Source organism: Terribacillus sp. AE2B 122, from assembly GCF_902497585.1.
In the GTDB taxonomy this organism is placed as follows: domain Bacteria; phylum Bacillota; class Bacilli; order Bacillales; family Amphibacillaceae; genus Terribacillus; species Terribacillus saccharophilus_A.
Window position 1 is genome coordinate 1001813 of sequence record NZ_LR700942.1, and the last position, 13711, is coordinate 1015523.

The 13711-nt window shown below is 42.2% G+C and carries 13 protein-coding genes; 6 read left to right on the top strand and 7 right to left on the bottom strand.

Annotated elements, in window-relative coordinates:
- Positions 1 to 170 precede the first annotated feature (170 nt).
- Complete coding sequence (locus tag AE2B122_RS05095) at positions 171 to 1079, top strand: heme A synthase (protein ID WP_175073249.1); 909 nt, start codon at positions 171 to 173, stop codon at positions 1077 to 1079.
- Between the two features lie 38 nt (positions 1080 to 1117).
- Here AE2B122_RS05095 and pyc read toward each other — a convergent pair whose 3' ends face one another.
- From pyc to AE2B122_RS05110, 3 genes are all read right to left on the bottom strand, one after another.
- Positions 1118 to 4561, bottom strand: coding sequence for a pyruvate carboxylase (pyc, locus tag AE2B122_RS05100; RefSeq protein ID WP_175073250.1), 3444 nt, complete (start codon positions 4559 to 4561; stop codon positions 1118 to 1120).
- Positions 4549 to 5793: a putative lipid II flippase FtsW gene (ftsW, locus tag AE2B122_RS05105; RefSeq protein ID WP_095217501.1), complete on the bottom strand. Its 1245-nt coding sequence runs from the start codon at positions 5791 to 5793 to the stop codon at positions 4549 to 4551. The genes pyc and ftsW overlap by 13 nt, the downstream gene beginning before the upstream one ends.
- Positions 5794 to 5941: 148 nt before the next feature.
- Positions 5942 to 6232 (bottom strand): YlaN family protein, encoded by a 291-nt coding sequence (locus AE2B122_RS05110; RefSeq protein WP_038559874.1) that lies wholly within the window; start codon positions 6230 to 6232, stop codon positions 5942 to 5944.
- Between the two features lie 163 nt (positions 6233 to 6395).
- Here AE2B122_RS05110 and AE2B122_RS05115 point away from each other — a divergent pair, with 163 nt between their 5' ends.
- From AE2B122_RS05115 to AE2B122_RS05125, 3 genes are all read left to right on the top strand, one after another.
- Entirely contained in the window at positions 6396 to 6860 is a 465-nt protein-coding gene (locus tag AE2B122_RS05115) for a hypothetical protein (protein WP_095217500.1), read from the top strand.
- A 119-nt stretch (positions 6861 to 6979) separates the two neighbouring features.
- Positions 6980 to 7183: a YlaI family protein gene (locus AE2B122_RS05120; protein ID WP_095217499.1), complete on the top strand. Its 204-nt coding sequence runs from the start codon at positions 6980 to 6982 to the stop codon at positions 7181 to 7183.
- Positions 7184 to 7199: 16 nt separating this feature from the next.
- A complete protein-coding gene (locus tag AE2B122_RS05125; protein ID WP_164072046.1) occupies positions 7200 to 7364 on the top strand; it encodes a DUF5325 family protein in 165 nt (54 codons plus the stop codon).
- A 25-nt stretch (positions 7365 to 7389) separates the two neighbouring features.
- On the opposite strand, the gene AE2B122_RS05130 is transcribed toward AE2B122_RS05125, so the two are convergent.
- Complete coding sequence (locus tag AE2B122_RS05130; RefSeq protein WP_175073251.1) at positions 7390 to 8190, bottom strand: inositol monophosphatase family protein; 801 nt, start codon at positions 8188 to 8190, stop codon at positions 7390 to 7392.
- 41 nt (positions 8191 to 8231) lie between these two features.
- Positions 8232 to 8420, bottom strand: coding sequence for a hypothetical protein (locus AE2B122_RS05135; RefSeq protein ID WP_095217497.1), 189 nt, complete (start codon positions 8418 to 8420; stop codon positions 8232 to 8234).
- Positions 8421 to 8564: 144 nt separating this feature from the next.
- On the opposite strand from AE2B122_RS05135, the gene AE2B122_RS05140 reads away from it, so the two are divergent.
- The gene (locus AE2B122_RS05140; protein ID WP_175073252.1) at positions 8565 to 9188 is read left to right on the top strand and encodes a YktB family protein; all 624 of its coding nucleotides are present in this window, start codon (positions 8565 to 8567) and stop codon (positions 9186 to 9188) included.
- Between the two features lie 39 nt (positions 9189 to 9227).
- Here the strand turns inward: AE2B122_RS05140 and AE2B122_RS05145 are convergent, their stop codons facing one another.
- Together AE2B122_RS05145 and AE2B122_RS05150 are read right to left on the bottom strand one after the other, a co-directional pair.
- Complete coding sequence (locus AE2B122_RS05145) at positions 9228 to 9497, bottom strand: UPF0223 family protein (RefSeq protein ID WP_095217495.1); 270 nt, start codon at positions 9495 to 9497, stop codon at positions 9228 to 9230.
- 219 nt (positions 9498 to 9716) lie between these two features.
- Positions 9717 to 11678, bottom strand: coding sequence for an LTA synthase family protein (locus tag AE2B122_RS05150; protein ID WP_175073253.1), 1962 nt, complete (start codon positions 11676 to 11678; stop codon positions 9717 to 9719).
- A 499-nt stretch (positions 11679 to 12177) separates the two neighbouring features.
- Here AE2B122_RS05150 and AE2B122_RS05155 point away from each other — a divergent pair, with 499 nt between their 5' ends.
- Positions 12178 to 13650: an aminotransferase class I/II-fold pyridoxal phosphate-dependent enzyme gene (locus tag AE2B122_RS05155; RefSeq protein WP_095217493.1), complete on the top strand. Its 1473-nt coding sequence runs from the start codon at positions 12178 to 12180 to the stop codon at positions 13648 to 13650.
- Positions 13651 to 13711: the final 61 nt, after the last annotated feature.

The window sequence follows — 13711 nt, forward strand, 5'->3', positions numbered from 1 at the left end:
GACAATTTGCTGAACTAATACTTTATCTTCTCACTCCATTCATTGAAGCACGGAAAAGCACAGGTCATAAAATTGACAAGAAATGTGTCCTTCTATAAATAGATTTCATGTTACGATAGGCTTAATGTTTTTATCCTAGCTATAAGTTTGTATATAAGAGGTGTTTATACATGAAATTATTGAAAACCTTATCTGTGATCAGCACGATAGGTATGCTGTTCATCTTGCTTGGCGGCGCCCTTGTTACCAAGACGGGCTCAGCTGATGGCTGCGGACAAAGCTGGCCGTTGTGCGAAGGGGCTTTAACCAACATTACGCCCGAGCTTATTATAGAAGTCGCCCACCGATTTGTTTCTTCAACAATGGGGATCGTCATTCTGTTACTGGCAATCCTCGCTTGGCGCAAAATCGGTCATATTCGAGAAGTTAAGTTCTTGTCCATCGTGGCAGTAGCCTTTCTTGTAATACAAGCATTAATTGGAGCAGCTGCTGTTGTTTGGCAGCAATCCGATACTGTATTGGCGCTGCATTTCGGAATCTCACTTATTTCCTTCGCTTCTGTGCTTCTGCTTACTCTCATAGTATTTGAAGTGGACAAGAAGTTCGATGCACGCGCACTTGTTATCAGAAAAGGTATGCGAATTCAATTTTATCTGCATACAATTTTCATTTATTTGGTTGTTTATACCGGAGCGCTTGTACGTCATATGAATGCAAGCCTTGTTTGCGGAGATTTCCCTCTATGCTCGAATGCAGATCCAGGTCTTTTCGGATTGAGCACAGCGCAAATGGTACAGATGCTTCACCGCGGTGCAGCTATGCTAGCGCTTGTCTGGTCCTTCATCATCATGATTCAGGTGCTTCGTCGTTACAAAGGGCACGCCGTGATGACTAAAGGCTGGATCATCAGCTTTTGTCTCCTAGCCGCACAAGCAGTCGTCGGTATGCTTGTCATTTTCACTGGAATGAATCTATTCGTGGCTCTCATGCATTCGTTGATTATCAGCGTCTATTTCGGCATCATGACTTACTATATCATGCTGTCCTTCCGAAGCGCGAAATACGAAAAAGAACTATAAAAAAATCCACTGCCATCTTAGCGGCAGTGGATTTTTTTTTATTCAAATTCTACAAGCAGATCTCCAACCTGGATTGGTTCTCCATCTTTAACGTATACTTCTTTGATCGTACCATCAAATGGCGCTTGTACTGTTGTCTCCATCTTCATCGCTTCTGTAATTAGGAGCTGTTGACCCTTTTGTACTTGCGCACCGCCAGCAACTAATGATCTAATAACTGTTCCAGGCATTGTTGCACCAATATGCTTCTTGTTCTGTTTATCAGCTTTTGGTGTCGTCTTTACTGTGGCCTGAACTTGTTCATCACGCACTAGAACCTCGCGAGGCTGTCCATTAAATTCGAAGTAAATCGTCCGCATTGCATCTGAACCCGCTTCGCCAATTGCGACAAGCTTTACGATCAAGGTTTTTCCTGGTTCGATTTCTACTTCGATTTCTTCATCCAGCTTCATACCATAGAAGAATGTTGGTGTTGTCAGTACAGACAAGTCACCATAAGCTTCTTTGAAGGCTGCGTATGTTTCAAATACTTTCGGATACAGTGAGTAAGCAACAACATCCTGTTCCGTAATGTCAGCTTCCACTTTCTCGTCCAATTCACTTCGCAGCTGATCAAAATCGACAGGAGGCAACAATTCGCCAGGTCGATTCGTAATTATTTCACGATCTTTCACAATCACCTTCTGCAATTCTTTCGGGAAGCCGCCATATGGCTGCCCGAGGTAGCCTTGTGCGAATTCTATTACAGAATCCGGGAAGTCAAGAGCTGCACCTCTTTCAATGACACTAGTTTCATCCAAGTCGTTTTGAACCATGAATAACGCCATGTCACCTACAACCTTAGAAGAAGGCGTTACCTTAATGACATCTCCGAAAAGGTCGTTTACCCTTCTGTACATAACCTTCACTTCATCCCAGCGATCGCCTAACCCAACTGCATTAGCCTGCTGCAGCAGGTTGCTGTATTGTCCGCCCGGCATTTCGTGCAGATACACTTCTGCGTGCGGAGCTTTCATACCGCTCTCGAAGTCACTGTAGCGGTTGCGGACATCTTCCCAATAAGAACCGAGCTCGTCATAATTTTCGACATTAATGGATGGTCTGCGTTCCATCCCTTGCATCGCGTGATAAAAAGAGCTGGCGCTAGGCTGAGAGGTAAGACCAGCCATAGAACCTGCAGCAACATCGACGACATCGACACCAGCTTCAACAGCCTTCATGTATGTTAGAACACCGTTGCCACTCGTATCATGCGTATGCAAATGAATTGGAAGTGATACAGTATCCTTCAAAGCGCTGACCAGATCATATGCAGCCTGCGGTTTTAACAGTCCTGCCATATCCTTGATGCCAATAATGTGAGCACCTGCTGATTCAAGTTCTTTTGCCATCTTCGTATAATATGCTAGATCGTATTTCGTCCGGCTCGGATCCAGGATATCCCCGCTGTAACAAAGTGCAGCTTCTGCCACCTTATTTTGCAGTCGTACAGCCTCAATAGCGGGCTTCATATTTTCAATCCAGTTTAAGCTATCGAAGATACGGTATACGTCAATGCCAGCTTCAGCACTCTCTTTGACGAATTTTTCAACTACATTGTCCGGATAGTTTTTGTAACCGACAGCATTGCTTGCACGAAGCAGCATCTGGAATAACACATTCGGCATTTTCTCCCGTAGTTTAGTCAAGCGCTCCCAAGGATCTTCCTTTAAGAACCGATAAGCTACGTCGAAGGTAGCACCGCCCCACATCTCGACTGAAAATAGGTTAGGCAATAGTTTCGCAGTTGGCTCAGCGATTGTTAATAGATCCTTCGTTCTAACACGTGTAGCAAGAAGTGATTGGTGAGCATCACGGAAGGTTGTATCCGTTAGCAAGACTTCTTCCTGCTCTCTCAGCCAGTCGGAAAGCCCTTCAGGACCATGCGCGTCCAGAATTTGCTTTGTTCCGTTTTGATAATCAAGCCCTTTTGAAAGCTTCGGAATTCTTGGATACGGAAACTCAGGTTTTTCGACCTTTCCACTGCCATCAAATCCATTAACAGTTGTATAGCCGATATATTGGAGCATTTTTGTTCCTCTATCCTGACGTTTCGGGAAGGTAAACAATTCCGGTGTTTCATCGATAAAGCCAGTCGTATAGTCAGCAGACAAAAACTTGTCATGCAGGATGACGTTTTCCAAGAATGGGATGTTTGTCTTGATGCCTCGAATACGGAACTCTCGAAGGTTCCTTTCCATCTTATAAGCAGCTTGTTTGTAATCCGCTGCCCACGTCGATACTTTTACAAGCAAGGAATCATAGTAAGAGCTGATGACGGAACCTTGGAACGCATTCCCACCATCCAAACGAACACCAAATCCACCACTGGAACGATAAGCCATAATTTTCCCGGTATCTGGCATAAAGTTATTAAGCGGATCCTCGGTTGTCACACGTGCTTGAATCGCATAGCCGTTTGTTCTTATCTCTGACTGTGCAGGGATATGAAGGCGTTCATCTGAAAGGCTGTACCCTTGAGCAAGCAAAAGCTGTGTTTGGACGATATCCACTCCTGTAACCAGCTCGGTAATCGTATGCTCTACTTGAACACGAGGATTAACCTCGATGAAATAGAAGTTGTTATCCGCCACAAGAAATTCAACTGTTCCGGCATTCAAATAAGAAACATTTTTCATTAATTTAACAGCCGCATCACAAATAGCAATTCGAAGTGTTTCCGGCAGGCCGACACTTGGAGCTACTTCAATAACTTTTTGATGCCTTCTCTGTATGGAACAGTCACGTTCGTATAAATGTATAATGTTTCCGGCACTATCCCCAAGGATCTGTACCTCAATATGTTTTGGATTTTCAATTAGCTTCTCAACGTACACTTCATCACTGCCGAATGCAGCTTTAGCCTCTGATTTTGCTCGCTCATAAGCCTCGGCAAGTTCATCCGCCGAGCGTACGACACGCATACCTCGCCCGCCGCCGCCCAAAGAAGCTTTGATGATGATTGGATAGTTATGAGTATCGACGAAAGCTCTCACTTCGTCCAGCTCTTGGACTGGTCCATCACTTCCTGGGATAACTGGTATTTCTGCAAGCAACGCCTGCTGTCTCGCCTTCACTTTATCCCCAAACATGTCCAACTGTTCGCTGCGCGGGCCGATAAAGATGATTCCTTCTTCTTCACAGCGTCTTGCAAAGTGGATGTTCTCAGAAAGAAATCCATAGCCTGGGTGAATAGCGTCTGCACCGGAAGTTTTTGCAATTTCAAGAATATTTTCGATGTCAAGATAGGCATCAATCGGCTTTTTCCCTTCGCCGACTAAATATGCCTCATCCGCTTTGAAGCGGTGACTGGAGGATTTGTCCTCTTTTGAATAGATTGCGACTGTATGTATTCCAAGCTCGACACAAGCCCGGAATACACGTATCGCAATTTCACCTCTATTTGCTACTAGAACTTTGTTGATTCCCCTTAGTTCGTCCATCGTTCTCCTCCTCTAGTCTTTTCCCTAGTTTGTGTAGTAGTACTAGTGGTGCGGATCCTCTGTCGATTGGAGGGACGTCTTCCCCGCTTATCCTGCGTGAAGGTGCTTTCTGACACGATCAGCTCTTGCGAACGTACATGCTTGGCAATGTTATTCAATATACCCATAGAAGCGAATAGAATCATCAAGGATGTACCACCGTAACTGACAAATGGCAGTGTAACACCTGTGATTGGCAATAGACCGGTGATTGCGCCCAGGTTGATGAAGGTCTGGATCCCCACCATCGACGAAATGCCTATTGCCAATAAAGAACCGAAACTGTCTCGACATTGTCTGGCGATATAAAAACCGCGCAGCACAATGATCGCAAGCATCGCCAATACGGCAGCGACTCCGATAAATCCGAGTTCCTCCGCTATGACAGCCATAATGAAGTCTGTGTGCGGTTCCGGCAGATAACCTAACTTTTGGATGCCTTGTCCCAATCCATCTCCTAATATACCACCATTTCCGATAGCTAGATAGGATTGTACAAGCTGGAAACCTCCGTCTTGAACGTTGTCTTCACTGAATGGCTGATAAGCTCCGGTGAATCGCGAGATACGTTCTTCGTTAATCATGTGCGGCATTACAGCGAGTATAAGTCCGACACCTGCAGCAATCAGAAGGCTCAAATGCCTCAAACGTATACCTGCACTGACTATGATCGAGCAGGAAATCAGGAATACGATAGAAGCTGAACCAACATCCGGCTGAATAACGATCAAGCCAAGTATAAGCCCTAATGCAATAAGAGGCGGTAAAACACCTTTTGAGAAACTATCCAGGTATTTCTGTTTCTTCGCATAAACTGCAGATAGATAGATGATCATACCCACTTTAGCCAGCTCTGCCGGCTGCAGGCTGAAGAAACCAAGATTAAACCAAGATCTGGATCCGTTCACTTTACCAGTGAACAAAACCAATACGAGCATAACAATGATAACCAGCATGATCGGTTTAATCCATTTCTGGAACTTCTGATATGGAACAAAACAGAAAAACGCAAAGACTGGCATCGCTAAAGCGATCCAAATCAACGTTCTGATAAAGAAGGAAGTGGCTGGCTGATCAAACTTGACAACCGCTACCGTATAGCTTGCACTATAAACCATTACTGCGCCAAATGCAGTCAGCAGCAGCGGAGTAAATAGCAAAGTAAAATCGAAATTACGCAATCTTTTTTTCATCTTAAAGCTCCCATAGTATGTATTTTACAATCGTTACAAATCGCCAGATTCATAGAATAATAAAAAAACCCCGCCAAATTAAAGGGCAATGGGGTTTCATCTTTCGTATGGGATGCCCGTACAAGCAATTGCAGGCGGCCTTCAGCTGTTAAGGACGCATAGACCGCTGTGCTGCCTCATGCAGCACATTCAACTGCCTTTCCAAGTTTTCAAGAAGCTCTTTTCCATCTTCTTCTTTCACGAGATTCAATCGAATTGCAAAATCTATCTCACGTGACAAACCAAACATTTGTGTATCGAGTACTTCTTCATAAAGCGGACATTGCGGCATCGTCAAATTGTCCATCTGTACTTTAATTAGTTTAAGTATTTTATCAGCATCCGCCAAAAGAAGGGCATATGCTTTCTCTTGATTACTAACGGTGATCTCAGATATCAATATTATCCCTCCGTTAAACAGACTTCTTCTATACAATTCTAGCGGTAGTCCTGCTAAATTGCAAGACACGTCCTGGTAATATTTTTGTCGAATCGTTGTCAATTGTCACAATCTTTATGTTAAGCTATATCTATAGATACTCTGGAAAAGGAAGTGTCGCTTTATGGTAATCACCCTGACAGGCAGAGTGGATTTTCCACTCACACTTGATCCATCCGTCTGGATTTTTGACGATCGCAAAATCCTTTTTGAAAACGCTTTTAAAGAGGTTGAGACAATTCCTGCTGCGGAAGAAAAGCACTGGGATCGCTCTATTTATCAGCAAAAGATGAAGCCGCCTATTAATAAGAGTCTTACAAAGGCTGAAAGAAAACTGGCACTCGAGAACAGTTATGTAATGCCCATTTCCGATTTTCTCAAAACAGCCAGTATACAAGAAGATGCCACGCATGCGGTATTTATGACAGACTCTGGTGAAGAAATCGTACCTTTGGACGAGCTTAAAGCAAGCATGTTCCTATTCGCAGTAGATGGCCGCAGCATCAAAGATTCCGGACCTGCTCACTGCTATCTGCCCAGCAGGAAGGAAGATCCGATCAAAGCAATTCGTCAGATAAAGATCTGCTGAGGTTCCTGTTTAGAATCTACTATGATCGGATATGAATGATAGAGACTTTCTGTAAGATACACATAATGGCTTATCGTATGGTAAACTGAAAAAGTATTATACTCTCCTGAGGTGATAGCATGCGTGTAAAATGTGTACTTTGCGATAAAGTCGAAGAAATAGATGATGGAAGTCCGCATGCGAAGAAACTGCGGAATCGGCGCAATAGCATGCATATATGCAACGATTGCTCAGACCGTATCTCATTGCGGACAAAGGAACGAAAAGCGACCGGGAATTTTAATTTATACCGGGAAAAGAAGACAGATGAACCTTTAATTTAATAAATGAGGTGAAACGATGTCAAAGGGATTAGCTTTACTGACAGCAATATTAGTTATTGCTTGCTTCGTAGCAGCAGGCGTGACGATCAGCTACCAAAACTATGGCTTAATGACAGTCGCGATCATCGCCGGTTTCTTCATTATGGGTGCCGGTATCTTCGCTAAACGAAAAGGACAGTGAAAAAGACGGGCTAGCCCGTCTTTTTTTATTTCAATTCGATATAATCCTTGATTAATTCTTCGTGAATGCTGCTATTTGCTGCGACTACTGTCGTCTTATTCAGGAAATTGACGGACTCGCCTGTTGCATCAGTCAGTTTTCCTCCTACTTCCTGCAGTATTACAAAGCCCCCAGCATAATCCCATGGCTGCAGACTGAAGGTTAAGTAAGCATCCGTAATCCCCTCAGCCAGAAAAGCAAGCTCCAACGCTGCTGATCCATATGCTCGAGTTCCCATTGCGCGATAGACGAGCTGCTGCAGCTTTTCTTCATTCACCCGACGGTTTGGGCAGAGCCAGAAATGATTCAGCTCGATGATCGATTGATCAAGCGTCTTTTCGGGAAGCTTTGGCAGCTGAAAGTCACCCTTGAACGCCCCTTCGCCACGCATTGCATGATAAAGCGTATCCTCCATTACATTATAAATTACCCCGATTTCCGCAATACCGTCATGTATAATTCCTATTGAAATAGCGAAATTCGACTTCTGATGGACAAAATTCATCGTACCGTCTATCGGATCGATTATCCAGACTGTACCTTTCGTTTCGGAAACAGCTTCTCCGATACCTTCCTCCCCTAACACTTTATGCGATGGGTAGTTTTCACGTATTCTTTCCAAAAAGAAAGACTCAACTGCTTTATCCATCTTTGTTACAAGATCTTTCGGGCTTGACTTTGTCATGATCTCCAATGGTTCATCCATCTTCTCTTTGATAAGCTGTCCTGCTTCTAGCACCCACTGTTGCGCTTGCTTATGCAATGTATGTTTTATTGATTGCTCCATCATGTGCCCCCCATTCTTTCCACTAGCTTATCACAAATAGTTCACGATTCGAACCGATTCAATTGCTCGCTGAGTACACGAAGCTTCGCTTTTGCTTCCTTCACTGCAATCTCATCTTCCTCCTGCATAGCATCAGACAAAGTAACTAGAAAATAATCGATCTCAAGACGTATAGCAGGCACCTTCTCTTGTGCTTCCCTTTTACGTAAGGCTTCCATTACATCACGCATCTTGATCTCCTCCTATTCTATTTATACCATCTATCAAGTTGTTTCTTTTTTACCACTGCTATGCGGTTTGTAAACCTTTCCTCGCTTGCATTTTAACTATTGGACGGGTATGATGAAGGAAGATTTCAGCAAGGAGTGACACGAATGACCGCATTATTCACAAAAGAAGATTTCGATGTTTTTACAATAGATGGTTTAGATGAAAGAATGGAAGTGCTGCGCAGTCGTCTTTCTCCAAAATTGGAGATGCTTGCAACAGAACTAGCTCCATATGCAGAGCAAGTAACCGATCATGATATGTATGTCCATGTAGCCAAGCATGCTCGCCGCACGAAGAACGCACCGAACGACACATGGTCCGCTCTTGCTTCCAGCAAACGCGGATATAAGAAACTGCCTCATTTCCAAATCGGACTTTGGGGTACACATGTATTCGTGCAATTTGCACTTATTTATGAAAGTCCATTGAAGGAAACAGTCGGCTATAAAATGGCAGAGGCAAAAACACAGATTCTAAATTCCATCCCGTCCCGCTACGTGTGGTCAATGGATCATATGAAACCGGATGCTTCTCCGATTACTGATGAGCTTTACGACAAAATTGCAGACCGGCTGCAGCATGTCAAAAAAGCAGAACTTGTCTGCGGTGTCCATTTACAGCCCGATGACCCTGCACTTGCTTCCAAAGAAGCATTCCTTAAAGTATGTCAGGATGTACTGAAACATACAGCCATTCTTTATGAACAGGCAGCTTTTGAACCTACTTAATATAAAAAATCCCCTTCCTGAATCAGGATGGGGATTTTTTTACATTCTAATTTTTTCTCCAGGTGAAGCAGCCTTGGCTTTCTTTACTGCTCTATAGCTGGAATAACCGGAATCCTTCTGGAATTTAGCGTCCATCTGCTTTTCTTCCGACTTGGAAGGTATGATCTGCTTAAAGCGATCATAGGCCAGCAGCAAGTCTTCACGCAAGATTCCATCCTCATATGTCCGCTCTACTAATGAGAAGAAATTCACTACATCAATGATTTCCTCTTTTGTCCAAGTTTCATCAATCGGATAGCTGTAACTCATTCTACCCCTCCTTTTCTCTGGATAATAGTGTAACACGAAAATAACTTTCCATGCGATTTGAACCTGTATGTGAATGAATCGGTATATCGACTATCTTATCTTGATCTTATTATTCAAACGATCGGAAGAAATACTACATAATGATAAAAGCCCCTGGCAGATCACTTATTTAAAGTATCTGCCAGGGGCTTTGTTTAAAGCATTGAGTAGCCTTCTTGATTATTCTTCCTTTTCATCTAACTCTTCATTTTTATCTAATTCTTCATTATCATAGTTATATTTCGTACGATCCACAGGAGTAAAATTTTCCGGTGTATAGAAACGTAATAAATCACCATTTACAACCTTATCTGATAAATATAACTCATGTTCAACAGATTCTTGATATTCCTCAGCTTTTTGTATTTGGTTTTCATCTTCCAGTAATAAACCTGTAGCAGTATCGTAGTATTTACCATCTGTATAGGTGATATCAGGACTTACATATCCACCGTTACGGAAAGGAACAACTTGATCGTGCTGTTCTGACAATAAATCTGTCCCTAATTGAATTTTATCCTTTGTCTCAACTCCTAATAAATGGAGCAGTGTTGGAAGCAAATCAATCTGTCCGCCATACGTATGATTCACACCGCCTTCTAAACCGGGTGCATGTATAAATAACGGTACTTCTTGTAAAGTTGCATTATCAGTTGGCGTAATTTCTTCTTTATCTAGGACTGTTTCCATTGCTTTATTATGGTTTTCTGAAATACCGTAATGATCACCATACATAACGATTATAGAATCTTCATATAATCCTGATTCTTTCAAATATGCAAAGAACTGCTCCAATGCTTCGTCCGCATAACGTGCTGTTTGGAAGTAATTATCTACTGATTTATCACCAGTCGTATGTGGTGCAATCGTGGCATCCTCTTCATCAATAGGATACGGATAATGGTGTGTTACTGTAATGAACTTCGCGTAAAATGGTTGAGGTAATGTTTCTAAGAGCTGTTCCGACTGCTCAAAAAACGGTTTGTCCATTAGTCCATAATCCGCTAAGTCTTCCGGATTCATATCGTAAAACGAAGAATCAAAGAAATTGTTAAACCCAAAGGATTTATAGATTTCGTTTCGATTCCAAAAGCTTCCTGTATTCCCGTGGAAGACAGCTGATGAATACCCCTGCTGGTCTAAAATAGCAGGCGCAGCCTGGTAGGTGTTTAATCCCTTTGTTGTAAATGCTGAACCCTGAGGTAGTCCATATAATGAATTTTCCAGCATAAACTCAGCATCAGCCGTTTTACCTTGAGCTGTTTGATGGTAAAAATTATCAAAGTAAAGTGTATTTTCGTTTTGCGTCAGTGAGTTTAAAAATGGTGTTACTTCTTCTCCGTGTAACTTGTAATCAATCAAGAAATTCTGAATAGATTCAAGATGGAGGTAAATGACGTTTTTCCCTTGAGCTGCGCCAAAGTAATTTGGATTTGGTTCCGCGTAGTTAGCTTGCGTAAAATTTATCACTTCCGTCATATCATTGCTCTCCGCTAAAACGCTTTGAGCAGATGCTTTTGTACTTTGAACCGCATCATAAATAGTATAGTTGTACATCCCTAAATACTTAACAATATAGTTACGGTCGAACCCACGAGTTAATAATTCTGGTCGATCTGTTTCAGCTAAAGCAAGGTTCAAACAAGAAACTCCTAATGCCAAAGAGAATAAAACAGCTACTTGGCGGCGTTTCATATCGTAATATTCAATTTTAATAACCTTAAAAACTAGTAATCCAATCAACACCAGGAAATCGATAAAGATCAAGAAGTCATAGCCTCTCAACAATGAGCCTACACTACCGCTGACATCCCCGAAGTTTTGAGTCTGGAACATAGTTGGCGCCGTAATAAAGTCATTAAAGAAGCGGTAATATAACACATTTGCATATAGAAGAAACGTCATTATAAAATAAATAACCATAAGCATTATATATTTTTTGCGACCTTTAAATAACAAAGCTAATCCCAAAAATAACAATGACGATCCCAAAGGGTTAAGGAATAATAGAAATTCCTGCAGCGTATTTTCTATTCCTAATTCAAATTGTGTTAATTGAACAATATAGGTTTTCATCCACAATAAAACTACTGCGATTGAAAAAAAAACTGAATACTTATTTTGTAATAAGTTGGTCTTCATTATCGCGTTGTACCCACTTTCTAACATTCTATTCTACTAATATTTGTTTTTGAGTTTGACATAGCATCTTTAAACATATTTCAGGAAAGTATATATAGAATCACGGGATATGTCAAAAGTTAAGCGATAAGGAAGGCAAGAAATAAGAGACAATAAACGATTGAAGGGCAAAAACAAACTGTCTGCAAACCAGAATGGATGCAAGGTTATCAGCCAGACCTTGTCTTTATATTTATTAGATTTTGTTCTAAAGACGAGTTACATAGATTCTAACTTCCAAATACGCTTTAAATTAAATAAAAAACATAGCCACAATACACAATCAAACAGTCCTATCTTGTAAAAAAAGAGTATTAATTGACACTTCTGAATCAAAACCAAATTAAAGTACCAAGTTTTACTTAGCTAATATATACCTAAGTACAAAAATCGCTAGTAATCGCCATACAGTTTTGCTATAATTCTTTTGTTTTTAACATATAAAGAGGTGTCAGCTAAGATGTTTTCACAAGAACAAGCACCACTATTCGAGGGTGTGCGTAAGCATGCGGCGAATAAACCATTGCAGTTTCATATACCAGGACATAAAACCGGAAAAGGCATGGATAAGGAATTCTCGGAATATATAGGTGAGAATGCCCTTTCCATCGATTTGATAAATATAGAACCTCTGGACGACTTGCATCACCCACACGGGATGATCCAAGAAGCACAGCAGCTTGCGGCCAAAGCCTTTGGAGCAGACTATACATTCTTTTCCGTCCAGGGAACAAGTACTCCGATCATGGCAATGGTCATGAGTGTATGTAAACCAGGGGACAAGATTATCGTACCCCGGAACGTCCATAAATCTGTAACCAGCGCACTAATCTTTTCTGGAGCGATACCTGTCTTCGTGCATCCTCAGCTGGATCACACACTTGGTATATCACACGGTATCACTCCGGAAGCTGTTGAAAAAGCACTGGAAGCAAATCCGGATGCAAAAGCTGTACTCGTCATCAATCCGACTTACTTTGGTGTGGCTGCCGATTTAGCACATATCGTAGAAATATCCCACCGTTACGAAGTCCCTGTTCTTGTTGACGAAGCACATGGTGTTCACATTCACTTTCACGATGAAATGCCTGTTTCAGCCATGGCTGCAGGAGCAGACCTCGCCGCTACCAGTGTCCACAAGCTTGGAGGCTCACTAACACAAAGCTCCATCTTGAATCTGCGTGAGGGATTGGTACGTCATGAACAGGTTCAGACGGTTCTTTCTATGCTCACATCAACGAGTACATCTTATATTCTGCTAGCATCATTGGATGCAGCGCGCCGCCAGCTTGCTACCAAAGGCCAGGATATGAACTCGCATAGTATACAGCTGGCAAATGATGCACGGCAAGGCATTAACAGCATAGAGGGCCTATATTGTGCTGGTAAGGAGATTCTTGGTTCAGAGGCAGCTTTTGCTATGGATCCGACTAAGCTGCTTGTGTCTGTAAAACAGCTCGGTATATCGGGTAGCGAAGCAGAACGCTGGCTGCGAAAAGAAAAAAATATCGAGGTTGAACTTTCTGACTTGTATAACTTGCTGTTTCTGATTACACCGGCTGATACAGTTGAAGAAATCCAGCAGCTTATCGATGCTTTGACAGATTTGGCAGACCTTCATCAAGCAGAAATTTCAGCTACCGAGATAGAGGTATCTGTACCAGATATACCTGTCTTATCCTTAAGTCCCCGTGATGCTTTTTATGCAGATACAGAAGCAATCCCTCTAGCAGAAGCAGAAGGTCGTATCAGCGCTGAATCCATCATGGTCTATCCGCCAGGAATCCCGATTTTCATTCCAGGTGAAATCATTAGCGCCGAAAATATCAGCTATATTAAACGAAATCTGGAAGCAGGTTTGCCGGTGCAAGGTTTAATGGATGAATCAATTGAATACATCCGAGTTATTAAAGAACACCGTGCCTTCCGATAAAAGAGGCTGGGACATAACTAAATTCCCATTACTTAAAACCGAATGTTATTCTTGAGCGCCG

Excerpts from the sequence above, each read along its gene's own strand:
- AE2B122_RS05115 (WP_095217500.1), top strand. The coding sequence starts at position 6,396 with ATGGTAATCACCCTGACAGGCAGAGTGGATTTTCCACTCACACTTGAT.
- AE2B122_RS05145 (WP_095217495.1), bottom strand. The coding sequence starts at position 9,497 with ATGAGTTACAGCTATCCGATTGATGAAACTTGGACAAAAGAGGAAATC.
- pyc (WP_175073250.1), bottom strand. The coding sequence starts at position 4,561 with ATGGACGAACTAAGGGGAATCAACAAAGTTCTAGTAGCAAATAGAGGT.
- AE2B122_RS05125 (WP_164072046.1), top strand. The coding sequence starts at position 7,200 with ATGTCAAAGGGATTAGCTTTACTGACAGCAATATTAGTTATTGCTTGC.
- AE2B122_RS05155 (WP_095217493.1), top strand. The coding sequence starts at position 12,178 with ATGTTTTCACAAGAACAAGCACCACTATTCGAGGGTGTGCGTAAGCAT.
- AE2B122_RS05135 (WP_095217497.1), bottom strand. The coding sequence starts at position 8,420 with ATGCGTGATGTAATGGAAGCCTTACGTAAAAGGGAAGCACAAGAGAAG.
- AE2B122_RS05120 (WP_095217499.1), top strand. The coding sequence starts at position 6,980 with ATGCGTGTAAAATGTGTACTTTGCGATAAAGTCGAAGAAATAGATGAT.
- AE2B122_RS05140 (WP_175073252.1), top strand. The coding sequence starts at position 8,565 with ATGACCGCATTATTCACAAAAGAAGATTTCGATGTTTTTACAATAGAT.
- AE2B122_RS05130 (WP_175073251.1), bottom strand. The coding sequence starts at position 8,190 with ATGGAGCAATCAATAAAACATACATTGCATAAGCAAGCGCAACAGTGG.
- AE2B122_RS05095 (WP_175073249.1), top strand. The coding sequence starts at position 171 with ATGAAATTATTGAAAACCTTATCTGTGATCAGCACGATAGGTATGCTG.
- AE2B122_RS05150 (WP_175073253.1), bottom strand. The coding sequence starts at position 11,678 with ATGAAGACCAACTTATTACAAAATAAGTATTCAGTTTTTTTTTCAATC.
- ftsW (WP_095217501.1), bottom strand. The coding sequence starts at position 5,793 with ATGAAAAAAAGATTGCGTAATTTCGATTTTACTTTGCTATTTACTCCG.